Origin of the sequence: Mesorhizobium sp. M0018, assembly GCF_040323955.1 — a bacterium.
Taxonomy (GTDB): domain Bacteria; phylum Pseudomonadota; class Alphaproteobacteria; order Rhizobiales; family Rhizobiaceae; genus Mesorhizobium.
On sequence record NZ_JAMYVL010000028.1, the window covers coordinates 48,737 to 66,020 of the forward strand.

General features: G+C 63.9%; 18 protein-coding genes. 10 read left to right on the forward strand and 8 right to left on the reverse strand.

Annotated features, from left to right (window positions below; translation table 11 throughout):
* Positions 1-30: 30 nt before the first annotated feature.
* Positions 31-1,263 carry an MFS transporter gene (locus NKJ81_RS28350; protein ID WP_352542446.1) on the reverse strand — a complete coding sequence of 411 codons (1,233 nt, stop codon included), beginning with the start codon at positions 1,261-1,263 and terminating at the stop codon, positions 31-33.
* Positions 1,264-1,438: 175 nt separating this feature from the next.
* Here NKJ81_RS28350 and NKJ81_RS28355 point away from each other — a divergent pair, with 175 nt between their 5' ends.
* The 5 genes from NKJ81_RS28355 (at position 1,439) to NKJ81_RS28375 (ending at position 5,194) form a co-directional block, all read left to right on the forward strand.
* A complete protein-coding gene (locus NKJ81_RS28355; RefSeq protein ID WP_352542447.1) occupies positions 1,439-1,726 on the forward strand; it encodes a DUF3175 domain-containing protein in 288 nt (95 codons plus the stop codon).
* Between the two features lie 119 nt (positions 1,727-1,845).
* Entirely contained in the window at positions 1,846-2,757 is a 912-nt protein-coding gene (iolE, locus tag NKJ81_RS28360; RefSeq protein ID WP_352542448.1) for a myo-inosose-2 dehydratase, read from the forward strand.
* 201 nt (positions 2,758-2,958) lie between these two features.
* The gene (locus NKJ81_RS28365; RefSeq protein ID WP_352453276.1) at positions 2,959-3,165 is read left to right on the forward strand and encodes a LacI family DNA-binding transcriptional regulator; all 207 of its coding nucleotides are present in this window, start codon (positions 2,959-2,961) and stop codon (positions 3,163-3,165) included.
* A gap of 4 nt (positions 3,166-3,169) precedes the next feature.
* Entirely contained in the window at positions 3,170-4,636 is a 1,467-nt protein-coding gene (mocR, locus tag NKJ81_RS28370) for a rhizopine catabolism transcriptional regulator MocR (RefSeq protein ID WP_352542449.1), read from the forward strand.
* Between the two features lie 192 nt (positions 4,637-4,828).
* Entirely contained in the window at positions 4,829-5,194 is a 366-nt protein-coding gene (locus NKJ81_RS28375) for a GFA family protein (RefSeq protein WP_352542450.1), read from the forward strand.
* 31 nt (positions 5,195-5,225) lie between these two features.
* On the opposite strand, the gene NKJ81_RS28380 is transcribed toward NKJ81_RS28375, so the two are convergent.
* Both NKJ81_RS28380 and NKJ81_RS28385 read right to left on the reverse strand, forming a co-directional pair.
* The gene (locus tag NKJ81_RS28380) at positions 5,226-5,669 is read right to left on the reverse strand and encodes an SRPBCC family protein (RefSeq protein WP_352542451.1); all 444 of its coding nucleotides are present in this window, start codon (positions 5,667-5,669) and stop codon (positions 5,226-5,228) included.
* Between the two features lie 169 nt (positions 5,670-5,838).
* On the reverse strand, positions 5,839-7,083 hold the full coding sequence (locus tag NKJ81_RS28385; RefSeq protein WP_352542452.1) for a DegT/DnrJ/EryC1/StrS family aminotransferase: 1,245 nt from the start codon (positions 7,081-7,083) through the stop codon (positions 5,839-5,841).
* A gap of 362 nt (positions 7,084-7,445) precedes the next feature.
* Here NKJ81_RS28385 and NKJ81_RS28390 point away from each other — a divergent pair, with 362 nt between their 5' ends.
* From NKJ81_RS28390 to NKJ81_RS28410, 5 genes are all read left to right on the forward strand, one after another.
* Positions 7,446-8,420 carry a polysaccharide deacetylase family protein gene (locus tag NKJ81_RS28390; protein WP_352542453.1) on the forward strand — a complete coding sequence of 325 codons (975 nt, stop codon included), beginning with the start codon at positions 7,446-7,448 and terminating at the stop codon, positions 8,418-8,420.
* A 67-nt stretch (positions 8,421-8,487) separates the two neighbouring features.
* Positions 8,488-9,456, forward strand: a complete 969-nt coding sequence (locus NKJ81_RS28395) for a rhizopine catabolism ABC transporter substrate-binding protein (RefSeq protein WP_352542454.1) — start codon at positions 8,488-8,490, stop codon at positions 9,454-9,456.
* A gap of 147 nt (positions 9,457-9,603) precedes the next feature.
* Positions 9,604-10,719, forward strand: a complete 1,116-nt coding sequence (locus NKJ81_RS28400; protein WP_352456268.1) for an ABC transporter permease — start codon at positions 9,604-9,606, stop codon at positions 10,717-10,719.
* Between the two features lie 32 nt (positions 10,720-10,751).
* Positions 10,752-11,564, forward strand: a complete 813-nt coding sequence (locus tag NKJ81_RS28405; protein ID WP_352542462.1) for an ATP-binding cassette domain-containing protein — start codon at positions 10,752-10,754, stop codon at positions 11,562-11,564.
* 32 nt (positions 11,565-11,596) lie between these two features.
* A complete protein-coding gene (locus NKJ81_RS28410; RefSeq protein WP_352542455.1) occupies positions 11,597-12,691 on the forward strand; it encodes a Gfo/Idh/MocA family protein in 1,095 nt (364 codons plus the stop codon).
* Between the two features lie 12 nt (positions 12,692-12,703).
* On the opposite strand, the gene NKJ81_RS28415 is transcribed toward NKJ81_RS28410, so the two are convergent.
* The 5 genes from NKJ81_RS28415 to NKJ81_RS28435 form a co-directional block, all read right to left on the reverse strand.
* Entirely contained in the window at positions 12,704-13,573 is an 870-nt protein-coding gene (locus NKJ81_RS28415) for a polysaccharide deacetylase family protein (protein ID WP_352542456.1), read from the reverse strand.
* Positions 13,574-13,603: 30 nt separating this feature from the next.
* Positions 13,604-14,455, reverse strand: a complete 852-nt coding sequence (locus NKJ81_RS28420; RefSeq protein WP_352542457.1) for an ATP-binding cassette domain-containing protein — start codon at positions 14,453-14,455, stop codon at positions 13,604-13,606.
* The gene (locus NKJ81_RS28425) at positions 14,452-15,585 is read right to left on the reverse strand and encodes an ABC transporter permease (protein ID WP_352542458.1); all 1,134 of its coding nucleotides are present in this window, start codon (positions 15,583-15,585) and stop codon (positions 14,452-14,454) included. The genes NKJ81_RS28420 and NKJ81_RS28425 overlap by 4 nt, the downstream gene beginning before the upstream one ends.
* A gap of 125 nt (positions 15,586-15,710) precedes the next feature.
* Positions 15,711-16,703, reverse strand: coding sequence for a substrate-binding domain-containing protein (locus NKJ81_RS28430; RefSeq protein WP_352542459.1), 993 nt, complete (start codon positions 16,701-16,703; stop codon positions 15,711-15,713).
* A gap of 207 nt (positions 16,704-16,910) precedes the next feature.
* The coding region (locus NKJ81_RS28435; protein WP_352542460.1) for a FadR/GntR family transcriptional regulator at positions 16,911-17,284 on the reverse strand (374 nt) is incomplete at its 5' end.

Genomic DNA, 17,284 nt, shown 5'->3' on the forward strand with positions numbered 1-17,284 from the left:
GCGGAGAGACTGTATCCGTACCGCTGTGCTTCAGGCCATCACGGCAGCGCTGCGCCGGGCCTTCCACAGCAGCAGCACCATGGCCAAAATATTCAGCAGGTTCCAGGCAATGCCGTTGAGGAACGCGGCGGCATAGGAGCCGGTCAGATCGTAGATCCAGCCCGACATCCAGCCGCCGATCGCCATGCCGAAGATGGTCGCCATCATGACGATGCCGACGCGCTGGCCAGCCTCCTTGGCTGGCATATATTCGCGCACGATGATCGCATAACAGGGCACGATGCCGCCTTGCGACAGGCCGAAGACCAGCGAGACGACATAGAGCGAGGCAAGCCCGTCGAACGGGATATAGAACAGCAGCGACAGGCATTGCAGCACCGAGCCGATCAGCAGGGTTTTCACGCCGCCGATGCGATCGGCAAGGAAGCCCGAGCCTAGCCGGCTGACGACGCCCGCCGCCAGCATGATCGACAGCATATCGGCGCCATGTGCCACGCCGTAGCCGAGATCCATGCAATAGGCGACGATATGGACTTGCGGCATCGACATCGCCACGCAGCAGCCGAGCCCGGCGACGATGAGCAGCGCCTGCAAGGCCGCCGGCGACAGGGAGATCGGCTGGACCACGCGGCTGCCCGGCGATCCCGGAGCCGCCTGGGGCGGTGCGCCGCGCCGGAGCAGCAGGATCAAGGGCACCATGGTGACCAGGCAGACGGCGCCGATCGCGGCATAGGTGAAGCGCCAGCCTTGCGCCTGCATGACATAGGGCATCGCCGTCGGCCAGATCGCTCCGGCGAGATAGTTGCCGGATGCGGCAGCAGTCACCGCGACGCCGCGGCGCCGGTTGAACCAGTGCGAGATGTCGGCGATCAGCGGCCCGAAGATCGCCGACGAGCCAACGCCGATCAACAGGCCCTGGACGAGGGTGAACTGCAGGATCGAACTGGTCAGCGACGCCAGCAGGAAGCCGGCGCCAAGTGTAATCGCGGCAATCAGCGCCGGGATCCAATACCCCATGCGGTCGATGGCGCGGCCGAACAGCACATTGCCGGCGGCAAAGCCGACCATGGTCGCGGTGTAGGGCATCGAGGCAGCGGCGCGATCGACGCCGAATTCTACCTGCACGGCAGGCAGCACCACGACCACCGCCCACATGCCGACCCCGCCGATCGTTGCCAGCAGCATCGAGATGCCCAGCCGTATCCAGGCATAGGCACTGTCGATGCCGGAACTTCCTGCCTGGCTTGAGACGATTGGGGTCAAGAGCGTTTCCTGTCCGCAGTTCTTGAATCGGCGGTTCTGACCACTATCGGCGCATTCGCATCGCCGAGCAGCGCCACGACAGGCAAATCCGTGGCTCCAGGGATTCGGGCCGAAGTGGAACAGGGGTGCGCCATAAGACGTTTTCCCGGCAACGACCTAGTGGAAGGAGTTTGCCATGACCGCGCAACGGAAATGGTCCGCCGACGTCACCGGGCATAGCGACGCGCTGGACCTCGAGGAACACATCTTCGAATCCCACGATCCCAAGAAGATCGCCGCCTCGTTGAAGCGCTCGGCCGAGCACAGCGACCGGCGCAAGGCGGGGCCGTTTCAATCCGCCATGTCGATGCTGAATTTCTACATTAACCGCGCCGGCAAGAACCTGTCGGCGGCGCAGAAGAAAGTGCTGGAGGACGCAAAGGACGAACTGCGCGCCCTTTTTGGCCGCCCAAAAGAAGACTAGAATGGGTTACCATCGACTGGTTCTGCCAGATTCGGCTGAACTGGACCTAGTGACAGGGCCTCTTTGTCGCCAGTTTGCAGGCTCGGCTTGTATTCCCAAGCCCGCAAAAGCCTGGCGTCATGACGGTCAAGATCGGCATCAATCCCATCACCTGGAGCAATGACGACGTTCCGGCGCTTGGCGGGGATACGTCCTTGGAGACCTGCCTGTCGGAAACCGCGCTGGCCGGCTACCGCGGCACCGAACTCGGCGGCAAATTTCCGCGCCAGGCCGAAGTGCTTGGGCCGCTCCTGTCTTCCTATGGCCTAGAACTCGTCTCCGGCTGGTATGATGGCCGCATTCTCGACCGCACGGTCGACGAGGAGTTCGCGGCGATCACCCCACATCTTCAGCTGTTGCGCGACCTTGGCGCCAGGATCGTCGTCTACGCCGACACCTCGCGCGGTCGCCATGACGGCATTTTCGCACCGATCTCCGAGCGTCCGCGCCTCGCCGACAGCGACTGGCCGTCCTATGGCGTGAAACTGACCGCCCTCGCCGACCGCATGGCCGCATTCGGGGTCGGCATGGCCTTCCACCACCACATGGGCACCATCGTCGAAACGGACGATGAAGTCGACGGGCTGATGGCGGCGACGGGCCGAAGCGTCGGCCTGTTGTTCGATACCGGCCACTGCCTGTTTTCGGGCGGCGACCCGCAATCGCTGCTGCAACGGCATCTCGACCGTATCGTGCATTTCCATTGCAAGGACGTTCGCAGAGCGGTGTTGGAACGGGCACGCCGCGAGGACATGAGCTTCATGGCGGCGGTAATGGACGGCATTTTTACCGTGCCCGGCGACGGCTCGATCGATTTCCTGTCATTGCTGAAACCCCTCGCCGCGCGCGGCTATGAAGGCTGGCTCGTTGTCGAAGCCGAGCAGGATCCGGCCAAGGCGCATCCGCTGACCTATGCCAGCAAGGGCTATTTCTCGCTGCTCGCCACCGCCCGCGAGGCCGGCTTCGAAGTGGCGACGCGGCAGGCAAACTGACCGGCCCGCATTTGCGAGCCGGGGGAACACGATGGGCGCGCGCCTCGATGGGGTTAGCGACGCGAAAGCGCCCGGCGATCCGCGCCGCCTTGCTCCCTGCGCGGCGCGGATCGCAGAATCCCGGCTCTGGATTGCAAACCCCGACTTTCAAGCTTGAGGCCGGCCGGAAGCCGTGCCTTGATGCAACCGAGGAGGAGCGACATGGCTTTCGAAGCTGCGCTTGGCATGGAACGGCTTTGCACCATCCGCGAGATTGCCGAGAAGGCGGAACTTGGCGCCGCCACCGTGCATCGCGCGCTGAAGAACAGCCGCGAGATCCGCCCCGAAACCAGGCGACTGGTGCTCGACACCGTCTGCCGGCTCAACGAGGAAAAGATCGCCCGCGCCGCCCGGTTCGTCGGGGGATAGTGCCGTGGCCGACCACATGCGCCTTTCCCTCGACATCATGTCGGTCGACCGCGCCTCGGAAGAACCGATGCATCGTCAGATCTACGGCGCCTTGCGACGCTTCATCCTTGACGGCCAGATCCCGCAGAACACGCTGCTGCCGTCGACGCGCTCGCTGGCCGAAGATCTGAAGGTCGGGCGCAACACGGTCATCGCCGCCTATGACCAGCTCCTTGCCGAAGGTTTTATCGAGGCGCGTGCCGGATCGGGCACCTGGGTGGCGCCGATCCAGCAGAACCGCCCCTTGGCATCCCTGCGCGCCGGACTGGCAGCGCCGCAAAAACTGTCGCGGCGCGGCCAGACCATCGTCAACGGCCCGCAACCGCCGCGCAATGCCGGCGTCATCAATTTCCATCCCGGCGTGCCTGAAACGGCATCGTTTCCGTTCACCATCTGGTCAAGCCTTCTGGTGCGCAATGCACGCAGCCGCGACGAGAGCCTGCTTGGTTATCTCTCCTTTGCCGGCCACCCCGGCCTGCGTCAGGCCATTGCCTCGACCATCGGCCTGTCGCGCGGCATCAGCTGCACCGCCGACCAGGTGATCATCGTCACCGGTGCGCAAGCAGCGCTTGATCTCGTTTCGCGCGTGCTGATGGACGAAGGCGACCATGTCTGGATGGAGGAACCCGGCTATCTCGGCGCCAAAAGCGCCTTTCTCGCCAGCGGCGCCAAGCTGGCACCGTTGAAGGTCGACCGGCGCGGTTGGCATCTTGCCGATCCGGAGCTGCCGCCGCCGCGGCTGATCTATGTGACGCCATCCTGCCAATGGCCGTTCGGCACCATCATGCGCATCGAGGAGCGCCTGCAACTGCTCGACATCGCCGAACGCAACGGCGCCTGGATTATCGAGGATGACTATGACGGTGAATACCGGTTCCGCGGCCGGCCGGTGCCGGCCCTGCGCGGGCTCGACCATGCCGACCGCGTCGTCTATATCGGCAGCTTCGGCAAGACGCTGATTCCGGCGCTGCGCATCGGTTATCTGATCGTGCCGCGCGAATTGTCGGTTCCGTTCGACCGGGCGGTGAGCATCACCGGCCAGTTCGCGCCGCTGATCCTGCAGGCAACGGTCAACGACTTCATCATGCAGGGCTATTTCGCCACGCATCTCAAGCGCATGCGCCGGCTCTATGCGCGCCGGCAGGCGAACTTCGTCAAGCTGTGCCAGGAGCATCTGGCCGAATGGCTGACCGTGGCGGAAAACGATTCCGGCATGCAGCTGCTGGCGAGCTTCGTCAGGCCCTATAAGGACAGCGACGTGGTCGCCGCCGCCCTCAAGGAGGGGCTCGACGTTCAGGGCATCTCCATCAACTACCACTCTACTGAACCCGAGCACGGCCTGCTGCTCGGCTACGCGGCAATGGACGAACGTCAGATCCTGCGCGCCGTGCTGGCGCTGCGCGCCGCGTTCCTAAGATTGGATAGAAGCTAGAGCCGGCTCTCCATCTCGTTCACCGCGGGTTGAATCGGTCGTCGGCAGTGATTAGGAATATGGGACGCCGGTCCTTGTTTTTCGGCGTCCGCGCAAAGCGCGCTTCCCAAGGCCGAACCTCCCCGAAAACCAGAAGCATGCCCACCGCCGGTATGGGCGGGCAACGCATTCATCTGAACCATGAGGATTGCCATGAGAACCGCATCCTGTGCCTGCGGGCAACTGAGGATCTCCTGTAACGGAGAGCCACAGCTGGTCGCACAGTGCCACTGCCTCGACTGCCAGAAACGGACCGGCAGCACATACGGCGTCGCCGCCTTCTTTGCGCGCGACAAGGTAGAAGCCAGAGGCGACGCCAGGACCTACAGGCGGTCAGCTCGGAGCGGCCACCACGTCACTTTCCATTTCTGCCCGGGCTGCGGCTCGAGCGTCTTCTGGGAGCCCGAGCAAAAGCCTGAATGGATCGCCGTCGCAGTCGGCTGCTTCGCCGATCCGGCCTTTCCGGCGCCAGCGCATGTTGGGTGGGAAGACCGGCGTCATCCCTGGGTTTCCGGTTAGCGACGCCAACCCGCCAGGGCAGCGCTTTATCTTACTGGTTGATCTCGGGTTCAACGAGCTTCGCCAGATTTCGCAGCGACTCCTGCCAGCCGAGATAGCAGGCCTCAACCGGGATGGCGTCTGGGATACCTGCCTGCGTGATATTCACTTCGGTGCCGACCGACACTTTCTTCAATGTCACGGTCACCTCGATCTCGCCGGCCAGGTTGGGGTCGTCGAACCGGTCGGTGTAACGCAGTCGCTCATTGGGCACGAGCTCGACATATTCGCCGCCGAACGAGTGGCTGTCGCCGGTGGTGAAGTTGCGGAAGGACATTTTGAACGCACCGCCGACTTTCGCCTCGAAGTGATGAACCGTGCAGGTGAAGCCGTTCGGCGGAAGCCATTTCGCAAGTGCATCCGCTTCAAGGAACGCGCGGTAGACTTTCTCCGGGCTGGTTGTCAGAACGCGGTGCAGCCGTACGGTGCCGGGCATATCGTTAATCCTCCGTGTTGGTGATCGATGCCCCCTAGGACGAGCGGAGCCCGGCCTATCCGACACGGGCCTGCGGATTTTTTGGCGGCCGGTTATGCCGGCCGGAATCCTCGGCCGGCCACCGGACAAGGAACTCGACCGCAGGGGAGCAAACCGCGCCGGAACTGGTCTAGTTCACACTGTCGAACTTCTGCAGATCAACCGGTGCCGCCTTGCGCAATTCGATATCATCGAGCGAAGCATTCTCCAGCGCCACGCGCGCCGCCGCATCGATGTTGTGGATCATGTCCTGAATGTCGGTATCGCTGTGCGCCGGGTTCATGGCGACCATCACGGTGCGGTTGAGGATGTCGAGCGAGCGCTTGCCGAGGTCGTCGGGATAATCCAGCCGCAGGCCCTGGTTCTCGGGCAGTGCGTAAGGATTGAGCGCCGGGTGATGCGCCCCTTCATGCATCAGCACCTGGTCCCACTGGGTGAAATTGTGACGGCCGGTCTTGCCGGCAACGACGCTCGGAATGGTCTTCGAAAAAGTCTGCGCCGCCTGCTCGCTCGGCAGCAGGTACATCACCTGTGCGGCACAATCGTCGTCCGCGCTGTTCATCGGCGACGGCGTCAGCCCAAGATTGCTAAGGTGGTGGGTACCGGCCAGCACCGTCTTCTTCTCGGCTCGCATCGCCTCGATGACGCCGTCCAGCCGGTCGAGTTGGACGTTGAGCATCGCCCCCATCAGTTCGGAAGCACGCGCGCCGATGCCGGCGAAGGGTTTGATGCTGTCGCTTCTGCCCTGCCAGTAGAAATGGCAAGGGTCGATTGCGCAGCGCGCCCGTTCCGCCACTTTCGGGTCGCTGGTGGCGATACCGCCGCCCTCGCCCGAGGTCATGTTCTTGAAGTAGTTGAAGGAATAGGCGCCGGCATGGCCGATCGAGCCGAGCTTGCGGCCCTCATAGCCGCCGCCGATGCCTTGGCAGACATCCTCCAGCACCAGCAAGCCGCGCTTGGCAGCAATGTCCATGATCGCATTCATGTTGCAGGCCGCGCCCCACATATGCACCGGGATGACCGCCCTGGTGCGCGGCCCGATGGCATCGCGCAGGGCGATGGGATCGATGGTCAGGCTCTCGTCGATGTCGACGATGACTGGAATGGCGCCGACCGAAAGCACCGCGGTCGCCGTCGCCATATAGGTGTGCGCCGGCACCAGCACTTCGTCCCCCGGGCCGATGCCGAGGCCGATCAGGCCGGCGGCGAGCCCATAGGTGCCGCTTGCGGCCAGCGCGAAATGCTCGACGCCAAGATGCTGCGCATAGCGGGCCTCGAAACGGTCGCATTCGCTGTCCCTGCCGTAACGAAACAGCGCGCCCGAGCGGATCACCCTGGCAATGGCTTCGATTTCCTCTTCGCCGGCGATGTACATGACAGGCCTCCAGTCACTTGATAGTGTGGGTCACTTGATAATGTGGTCGCTTGATGGTGTGGACAGCTGTAGGCTTGTCGGCACGGTTTGAAAGAACCACTCCGCCGCTATTCGACCAAGCCATCTGCGCCCGGAAGACGGTTCCTATGACTGGTTTTGAACCGTGATTGGGGAAATCGGCAGCTAAGTGTCTCAGCCGGCAGGCAAATCGTACCCATCCGAATTCGCCAAAGTGGCCCTGTCGGAAACCCAGCTTTCGGCGTTCCATTCCGGCCAGTTGGGCAAACGGTTGGTTCCATGAAATACGGGACACACTTTGGAAGACCCTCGAAACCGGCGTGCCGGCGGAAAGGCGGCCGGTCGTGAACGCCGCCGGCTCCGGAAAACGGATCGTGCTCCACGAGGACGATGTCGGCATGTGCCACGGCGCCAACAGCGCCTTCCTCGAATTGAGCGGGCTGGGTGTCTGCAGTTCCGGCGCGGTGATGGTGCCGTGCCCGTGGTTCCTCGAAATGGCCGAAAGCGCCGCCGCCAACCCTGCCCTCGACCTTGGCGTTCACCTGACGCTGAACAGCGAGAAGCAGCACTACAAATGGCGGCCGTTGACCGCACCGTCGCGGGCGGCCGGCCTGACCGACGAGTTCGGCTTCTTCTGGCCCGATGTGGCGACCACGCGCCGCAAGGCGGTGCCGCAGGCGGTCGAGGCCGAGCTTCGCGCCCAGATCGACACCGCCTATCGCGCCGGCATCGACGTCACCCATCTCGACGCCCATATGGGCGCGGCCTTGTCGCCGGAATTCTGCGCTATCTACATCAAGCTCGGGCTCGAATATCAGCTGCCGGTGCTGCTGACCAAGACGCTGTCCGCCTATTCCCCCAACGACAATCTGGTCGGCGTCACCGAGGAGGCGTTCCAGCGCGGCGTGGCGCTGGCCCGTGCCGGCGGCTTTGCCATTTTCGACGCCGCCATCCAGACGACCTGGGGCCGGCCGCGCTCCAGGCCGATCGAGCCGGCTTACAAAGCGCTCATCGACGGTGTGCGCGACGGCCTGACCTTCTTTTGCCTGCATTGCAACGCGCCCGGTGACCTCGAGCTGATCGAGCCGCGCTCCGCCTATATCCGCACCGAAGAGTACGAGCTGTTCCGCGACCAGGGCTTTCGCGACTGGCTCGCCGCACAGCCGATCGACGTCATCGGCATGAAGCCGTTGCGCGAGGAGCTTCGCGCAGCGCTCTCGGCGGGGCGATCATCAACAACAACCCGCGGCAACACCGCGGACGAACAGCGATCGGCGTCGGCAAAGGCCCGCAAAGCGGCCACCCGATCCGCAACGTGAGCCGATCGTCGCGGCCGGAAAACGGCGCCAGAGGGATTGGAACTGCAACGACAAATGGGAGAATAAGATGAAAACTCTTCTGAAAGTGGCATTGGGCGCCTTCGTTTCGGCGGGCCTGATGACGGGTATCGCGCATGCCGCGGGCCTGAAGGATCCGAAGGACGTCCGCATCACCTTCGTAGTGCATGGGTCGGCGTCCGATCCCTATTGGTCGGTGGTCAAGCGCGGCGTCGATGACGCGGCCGCCCTTACCGGTGCCAAGGTCGAATATTACGCGCCGCAGGTCTTCGACGTGGTCGAGCAGGCCCGGCTTCTCGACGCCGCTATCGCCACCAAGCCGGACGGTATCGCCGTCTCCATCGCCGACGCCAATGCGCTCGGCAAATCGATCAAATCCGGGCTTGCCGCCAATATTCCCATGGTGGTTCTGGATTCCGGCGAAAAGGAAGGCGCCGAGCTCGGCACGACGCTCTATGTCGGCACCGTTTCCGAATATGATTCCGGCAAGAAAGCCGGCGAGCGGCTGGCCAAGGAAGGCACGCTCAAGGTCGTCTGCATCAACCACGAGGTCGGCAATGTCAGCCTCGACCAGCGCTGCCAGGGCCTCAATGACGGGCTGAAGCCCTCCGGCGGCGGCACCGAGGTTCTGGCCGTGGCGCCGGATCCCGCAGACATCCAGCGCCGCACCGAAGCCTATCTGTCGGCGCATCCCGACACGCAGGCCGTCTTTGCGCTCGGCGCCACCGCCGCCAACCCGCTGATCCCGATGTTTCGCGACAAGGAACTGTTCGGCAAGCTCAAGCTCTACACATTCGACATCAGCCCGGAGGTCCTCGATTCGGTCGTGGCCGGCGAAATGGGCTTCGGCATGGACGCCCAGCAATATCTGATGGGCTATCTGCCGGTGATCTATCTGGTCGAGCAAGCGACGCACGGCTTCTGGCCGCAGAACAACGCCTATACCGGACCGCTGTTCATAGACTCGCCGGAAAAAGCCAAGGCGATCCTGGCGCTCGCCAAAGAGGGCATCCGCTAGGCAAGCGCTCCGACGGAACGGGAGAATGCGCCAAGCGCTCTCCCGTTCCTTCGAAGATTGCGAATTGAGCGATTGGAGAGCCTAATGGCGGTCGTGGAAGACAAGGCTATATCTCCGGGCGAACTGAAGGCGACCGACCGCTTCGGCATGACGTCGAAGCGGGCCGCCGGCGCCGACGAGCGGCTGGCCAGCACCGGCAAGCTGACCCAGTGGCTGCGCCGGCCGGAAGCCGGTGCCGCCGGTGGGCTGCTTGCGACGATCATCATCTTTGCGCTGCTGCCGGGCGCGGCAAACCTCTATTCGCTGCAGGGATCGATGACATTCCTGACGCTGTCGGCGGAGCTCGGCATCGTCGCCACCGCGGCAGCACTCCTCATCATCGCCGGCGAGTTCGATCTTTCGGTCGGCTCCATGGTCGGCTTTGCCGGTGTCGTCATCGGGCTGACGGTGAAGTACTGGGGCCTGCCGCTATGGGGCGGCATCGCCTGTGCCTTCGCCGTTGCCATCCTCACCGGCTATCTCAACGGCCTGATCGTGGTGAAGACGCGCCTGCCCTCCTTCATCGTCACGCTCGCCACCCTCTATATCCTGCGCGGACTGTCGATCGGCATCACCCGCGCCGTCACCGGCCGCACCCAGATCCCCTACATACTCGAAGGCGCACCGGATCCGGCGACGGCCGGCATTTTCAACGGCCATCTGCTCACCGGCCTGTTCCACTGGATGGGCGCTCAAGGCTGGATAGCCACCCGCAGCGACGGCATTCCCTTCGTCGCCGGCATTCCGATGTCGATCGTCTGGTGGCTCGGCCTGACGGCGCTGGCCGGCTACGTGCTTACCCAGACGAAATACGGCAACTGGATCTTCGCCACCGGCGGCGACCTGATCGCAGCCCGCAACGTCGGCGTGCCGGTCGATCGCGTCAAGATCAGCCTGTTCGTCTACACCGCCTGCGCGGCGACGCTGCTTGCCACCATCCAGGTGATGGAGGCGGGCTCCGCCGACACCACGCGCGGCCTGCTCAAGGAATTCGAGGCGATCATCGCCGCCGTCATCGGCGGCGTGCTCCTCACCGGCGGCTACGGCACCGTCTATGGCGTGCTGTTCGGCGCGCTGATCTTCGGGCTGGTGCAGATGGGCATCTTCTACACCGGCATCGACACCGACTGGTTCAAGGTCTTCCTCGGCATCGTCATCCTGATGGCCGTGCTGGTCAACAACTACATCAGGCTGAAGGCGCTCGGCCGCGGAGGTGGCAAATGACCGAGAGGGCCCAAATGACCGAACCGGCCCAAATGACCGAACCGGCAATGGAACTGCGCGGCGTCAGCGTCAATTTCGGCTCGGTGCGCGCCCTCCAGGACATCGACATCAAGGTCTATCCGGGCGAGGTCCACTGCCTGCTCGGCGACAACGGCGCCGGCAAGTCGACGCTGATCAAGGTCCTGTCCGGCGTCTATCGGCCGAGCAAGGGCGAAATCCTGGTCGACGGCAAGCTGGTCACCTTCCGCAGCCCGCGCGACGCGCAGGAGCTCGGTGTGGCAACGGTGTTCCAGGACCTCGGCATGATCTCGCTGATGTCGATCACCCGTAACTTCTTCCTCGGCCGCGAGCCGACCAAAAGCAGCCTGCCCTTCTCGCGCATCGACAAGGAGCGCGCCAACACCATCGCCAGGCAGGCGATGGCCGATATCGGCATTGACGTGCGCGATCCGACGCAGGCCGTCGGCACGCTGTCGGGCGGCGAGCGCCAGTCGGTGGCGATCGCCCGCGCCGTGCATTTTGGCGCGCGCGTGCTGATCCTCGACGAGCCGACTTCCGCACTCGGCGTCCACCAGGCGGCGATGGTGCTGAAATTCATCATCGAAGCACGCATGCGGGGTTTGGCCGTCATCTTCATCAGCCACAACATCCACCACGCCTATCCGGTCGGCGACACCTTCACCCTGCTCAACCGCGGCCGCAATCGCGGCACCTATGCCAAATCGGAAATCTCGCGCGACGAGGTCATCTCGATCATGTCGGGCGGCGAGGATCTGAAAGCGGTCGAGGCGGAGATTGCCGGCCTGCTCGCCCAGATCGGCAACCGGCCGCCTGCGGCGCCTTGAGCTGACAATCGGACATTGCGGGGAATGATCCAATGAGCAGGATACGCGTCGGGGTCGTCGGCGCCGGCATGATCTCGCAGGTCGAGCACATCCCCAATCTGCTGCGCCTCGGTGAATTGTTCGAGCTGGTCGGCGTCGCCGATCCCTCGAGGATTTCGCGGCAGTTCGTCACCGACACCCATGGCATTGCCAATTTCGAAACAATCGACCAGCTCTTCGACCAACACCTCGACGCGGTGGTGATCGGCTCGCCGGACCCGCTGCATCACGAACAAGTGCTGGCGGCGCTGGCGCGCGGCCTGCACGTCTTTTGCGAAAAACCACTCTGCTATCCGCTGGCGGAAATCGCCGGGATCATCGCCGCGCGCGATGCCGCCAGGAAAATCGTTCAGGTCGGCTATATGAAGCGCTTTGATCCGAATTACCGGCTGGCGCTCGCTTCGCTGCCTGGAACATCGAGCACGCTGCGCGCGGTCTCGGTGGAGGTAAACGATCCCGACGCCTGGCCGTTCATTGCCCATCAGCCCTACAGGCGCGGTACCGATATCCCACAAGACATGGTCGCCACTGTCGCCGCAAAGCAGAAGCGCCAGGTCGAAGAGGCCGTTGGCGTGCATCTGACCGATCTCGCTTTCCGTGGATTTACCGGCGCTTACAGCTCGGCCTTGATTCACGATGTCAACGCCGTCCATGGCCTGCTCGATGCGCTCGGCGTGCCGGACGGCGAGGTCGTCGGCGCGCAGATCTTTGCCAATGGCGACGGCGGCCACGGCGCCGTCAAGTTGCTGGACGGGCAGGCGCTGTGGACCATGACGCATCTCACCGTGCCCAAGCTCGCCGACTACAAGGAGCGGATCACGCTGTTCTTCGACGATGCCAGCCTCGAGCTCGAATTCCCCTCGCCCTGGCTCAACCATCATCCGACCCGGCTGACGGTGACGACCTCGGACGGTCACACGCTGTCGAAGAAAGATTTGCGGGCCGGTTACGCCGAAGCCTTCGTCGAGGAGATGCGTGGCTTCTGGGCGGCGATCGTCAATGGCGATGCCGTCGTCAACCCGCCCGAACACGCCGCCCGCGACCAGGCGCTGCTGATCGGGCTGACCCGGCGGCATCTGGCCTCATAAGATCGTCGGCTTTCAGATCTTGGCGGCGCGCAGTTCATCACGCATGCCGCGCATGCCGATCACTTCGATGTCGAACTCGCTGATCCACGCCTTGACGCGCGCCGTCTTGAACAACGCGTATTCCTCGGTCCGCAGATGGGCATCCGGAGGATTGATCGCCTCGAAATCGCCTACCGTGTTGAAATGCAGCGACAGGAAACTCAACCCCTCCGGGATTCTGGCAAACATCGCGTGGTAGGCCGTCTGCGCATCCGTCTTGCGCGCCCAGGGCGTTTCCAGAACGATGTCGAACACCGGTTCGCCTGCCGCTTGCGCCCTTACGATTTCGGCATCGTAGCGGGCAATGTCCAGCTCACCGGCATAGCTCGCCGGGTTGTAGCCCGACAGGTCCTTCACCAGCAGCGCCGGCAGCCGGTATTCCCGACCGAGCTTGCGATAGATGGCGATGAATTCCGGCATCTGCGCCGTGCCCATGTGAGCGTCGAGATGGGTGATGTCGATGCCGGCAGCGATGGCGCATTCGATCTGCGCACGCAGTTCCGCTTCCACCGCATCGGGATGGGCTTTGCGCGCCTGCGGTACGGTCGGCCAGAAATAGCCGAACTCGTCAGTCATCGCAGCCGATTTGGGCGGGTTGGTCAGCGGACGCCAGCGATACGGCTTCTGCTCGCTGGTCAGCGTCAAGTGCACGCCGAGGTCGAAATCGGGATTGGCGACGGCGATCTGAGCGGCTTCCGGGAACCACGGGCATGGCGCCATCACCGAACCGGAACTGCATGTGCCGAACCTCGACAGTTCGAAAAACGCGATATTTGCGCCATGGCTCATGCCGACGTCGTCCTCGTGGATGACGACACGCTTCCTTGCGGTCTTTACGGTCATTTCCTGCTCCTGAACTGCTGCATTGTCAGCTCACCCGACACGGGCAACGAGGTCGGTCAATTCGTCGAGCTCGATCTCGTCACGCCGGAACCGGCCCGCCACGCGCCCCTGCGCCAGAACCACCAGATCGTCGGCCACCGAGAGCGCGTGACGGAAATTGTGGGTGATCAGGATGACCGCCTGGCCCTGCTCGCGTGCCCTGAGAATGTGCTCGAGCACCCGGCCTGCCTGACGCACGGCCAGAGCCGACGTAGGCTCATCCAGCACAAGCAGCGACGATCCGAAGAACATGGCTCTTGCGATTGCCAGGGACTGGCGTTCGCCGCCGGAAATGTTGACGCCGCGTTCGTCGAGACCGCGTTCCCAGCGCACCCCGAGCTGATGCAGCGCCGAGCGCGCCATGTCGTCGGCGCGTTTCATGTCGAGCCATTTGAACGGTCCGAAACCTTTCAGCGGTTCGCGGCCGAGCACGACATTGCGTGTGACCGACAGCAATTCGCAGACGGCAAGGTCCTGGAACACCGTGGCAATGCCGCGTTCGCGCGCCTGAGCCGGGTTGGCGAAAGCCACCTTCTCGCCGTTGAAGCGCAATTCTCCCCTGTCCGGCGGGAAGACGCCGGACAGGATCTTGATCAAGGTCGATTTGCCGGCGCCGTTGTCGCCCAGCAGCGCCAGGATGCGTCCGGCATAGGCGCTTAGCGACACGTCGACCAGCGCGGTGGTGGCGCCGAACCCTTTCGACAGGTTGACAGCCTCGATCACCGGCACCGCGCCGGCAGCGACCGGCTCGACCGGAGGGCGGCGAAGGGTCAGGTCGTCGGAGCCGCTGCCGGCCGGCAGCCGGGCCCCGCGCTGGGCATCCAGGCCAGACGGCTCGCTCATCGCGTCTTCTCCTTCGCCAGGCTGCCGGCGGGCCGTATCTCCGCCGTTGCGGCGTTGCCGGCAATCGCCGCGTCGGCAGCACTGCTGTCGCGCTTGAAGCCGCCCATCGCCCTGGATTTGGCGATGCGGCGCGCCACCGAGGTATTGAGGATGACCGCGCCGACGACAATGACGCCGGTGAGCGTGCGGAAGAAATGGCCGGGAGCGCCTGCCAGCACCAGGCCGACCTGGATCATGCCGAAGGTGACGGCTCCGAGAATGGTGCCGATGACGCTGCCGTAGCCGCCGGCCAGCAGCGTCCCGCCGATAACGGTAACGGCTACCGCCTGCAGTTCGATGCCCTCGCCGCGCAATGCGTCGACGGAGGAAAAGCGGGCAACCTGGATGACGCCGGCGATGGCTGCCAGCGCCGATGTGATCATGAACAGGATGACGGTGACGCGGTCCACCGGTACGCCGAGATTGCGCGCCGCCTGTTCGTTCTGGCCACGTGCCTGGATCCAGTTGCCGAACCTGGTGCGCGCCAGCAGGAAGGTGCCTGCCAGCCCGATTGCCAGGAACCACAGCATCGACATACGAAAGCCGGCAAGCAACGGACCCGCCATTATGGCCTTGAATCCAGGCGGAATGGCGACCGCCATCGGAAAGCCGCCGGTCAGCGCGATCAGTATGCCGCGCCAGATCAGCATGGTGCCGAGCGTCACGACGAAGGAATGGATGCGGAACCTGACCACGATCATGCCGTTGGCCCAGCCAAGCGCGGCTCCGACGGCCACCGCGACCGGCGCGGCGACGATCGGTGGCAGGCCGAAGTCGCGCATCAGCACCACGCAGACGAACGAGGTGAGTCCGAGCACCGCGCCCACCGACAAGTCGAAGTGACCGCCGATCATCAGCAGCGTGACGCCGACGCTGACGATACCGAGTTCGGCCGCGACGGCCATGATGCTGATGTAGGACAGCCTGGTGGGGAAAAGCTGCGGGCTGAGCGCGGTGAAGACCAGGAACAGGATGACGACGGCCGCGATCGACGTCGCCTCCGGCCGCAGCATCAGCCGTCTCAGCGCCTCGCCGGCGACCACACGGGAGGAAGGCTTGTTGGCCGCATACGGCCCGGGCTGTTCGTTCATGCCGTCATCCCGATACAAGAGTGGCCACGAAGATGGCGAACGGGCGGCTTGGCCGCCCGTCCTGGACGAGTGCTAGGTTTTTGCTGTCGTCCAAAAACCACTGATGGACTTTTGGGCGGCGTGCATCAGCGATAGCCCTCCTTCACCAATGCCGAGACGCGCTCCACATTGTCCTTGTCGACGACCGTCGGACCGGTCAGGAAGTAGTTACCTTCGATCAGGCCGTATTTCAGGTAGTGGGTCAGGAGCAGCACAGGCATGTAGCCGCGCCAGAACTGCTGCTGGTCGATGGTGAACGCCTGCCGGCCATCCTTTATCGCATCGAGCGATTGCGCGACGATGTCGTAGCCGGTGAGCACCAGGTCGTCCCGGCCGCTGTCTGCCTTGGCGGAGAGGAAACCGTCGATCACGTCGCATGTGCTCGTGGCTGCGGCCGTATCGGGGTGCACGCGCAGGTAATTTGACAGCGCTTCCGCCTGCTGGCCCGGATCCATGGTCAGTTCGAGGAAGTCGGCCTCGATGCCGGCCTTCTTGAGCTCATCGATCTGCGACGTCGCCCTGAGCTGGCAGCTCGCGTCGCCCGGCTGTTGATTGGCGACCACGACGCGGCCCTTGACGCCCATCGAGACCAGTCGCTGCGCCGTCAACTTGCCCGCCGCCGCTTCATCAGATCCGGTGCGGAACAGGAAGAAATCGTTGGGATCGCGCACTTGCGAGCCGGACGGCGGCGCGGCGGCGCTGCCGAAGGCAATGCCGGCTTCCTTGGCGCGCGCGGCGACATCGGCATAGGACGAATCCTCGGCGAAGGCGCAGATGGCGATGCCGTTGGCCTGGGCGGCGATCGCCTCCTCGATCTTCTGCACCTGGTTTGGAATGGTAAGCTGATCCGGGAAAATATAGGTGACCTTCACGCCGAGGTTTTTGCCGGCCTCCTCGGCGCCGCGTGCCAGATAGCCATGAAAGCCCGTCGGTGCGGCACAGCCGACAAAGTAGATCGAGATATCCTTGTCCTGCGCCATGGCCGCTGCGCCGAAGACCGGCAGCAAGGCCACCGCCGAAATGGCGACAACCCGGCTGACGTGGAAGCCAATTTTCGATAGCCCATTTTTCATGCTCATGCCGATTTCCCCTATGCTTGTTGTTAAGGTCGACCCAAGCGACTTGCGCATCTGGAAGCTAATCGGCAGCCGGTTCGTCAAACAGACCCATTTCGTATCGATTGACGGGAACCATTCGTGCCGAAACCTCGCCGGCAAACATTGGTCAAGCGCGCACCATCGGCGGCCGCACCGACACAATCCGACTGTTTGAATGTGTGGCGGCCGTTACCTGGACTTGATGACGCTGTCGGTATTGGCCAGCAGCTTGCGCACCGCATTGCGCGCCGCGTCCGGCCGCTGCAGCCGGATGCTCCTCTCGATTGCCTCATGCAGCCTCTGCGCATGCTGCAAATCGTCGAGTTCCCGGGTGGTATAAGCGAACAGATGATCGAACGCCGATTCGATCAGCACGCCGAGCGGCACCAGCAGATCGTTGCCCGAGGCCCGCAGGATGGCGAGGTGGAACCGCGTGTCGGCGCGGGTGCGCTCCTGCAGGTTGGTCGCCTCGCCCATCTCGCGGCAGGCCTGGCTGATCTCGGCCATCTGCTCGTCGGTGCGCCGCATGGCGGCAAAAGCGCTTGCCTCCGGCTCGATGATGT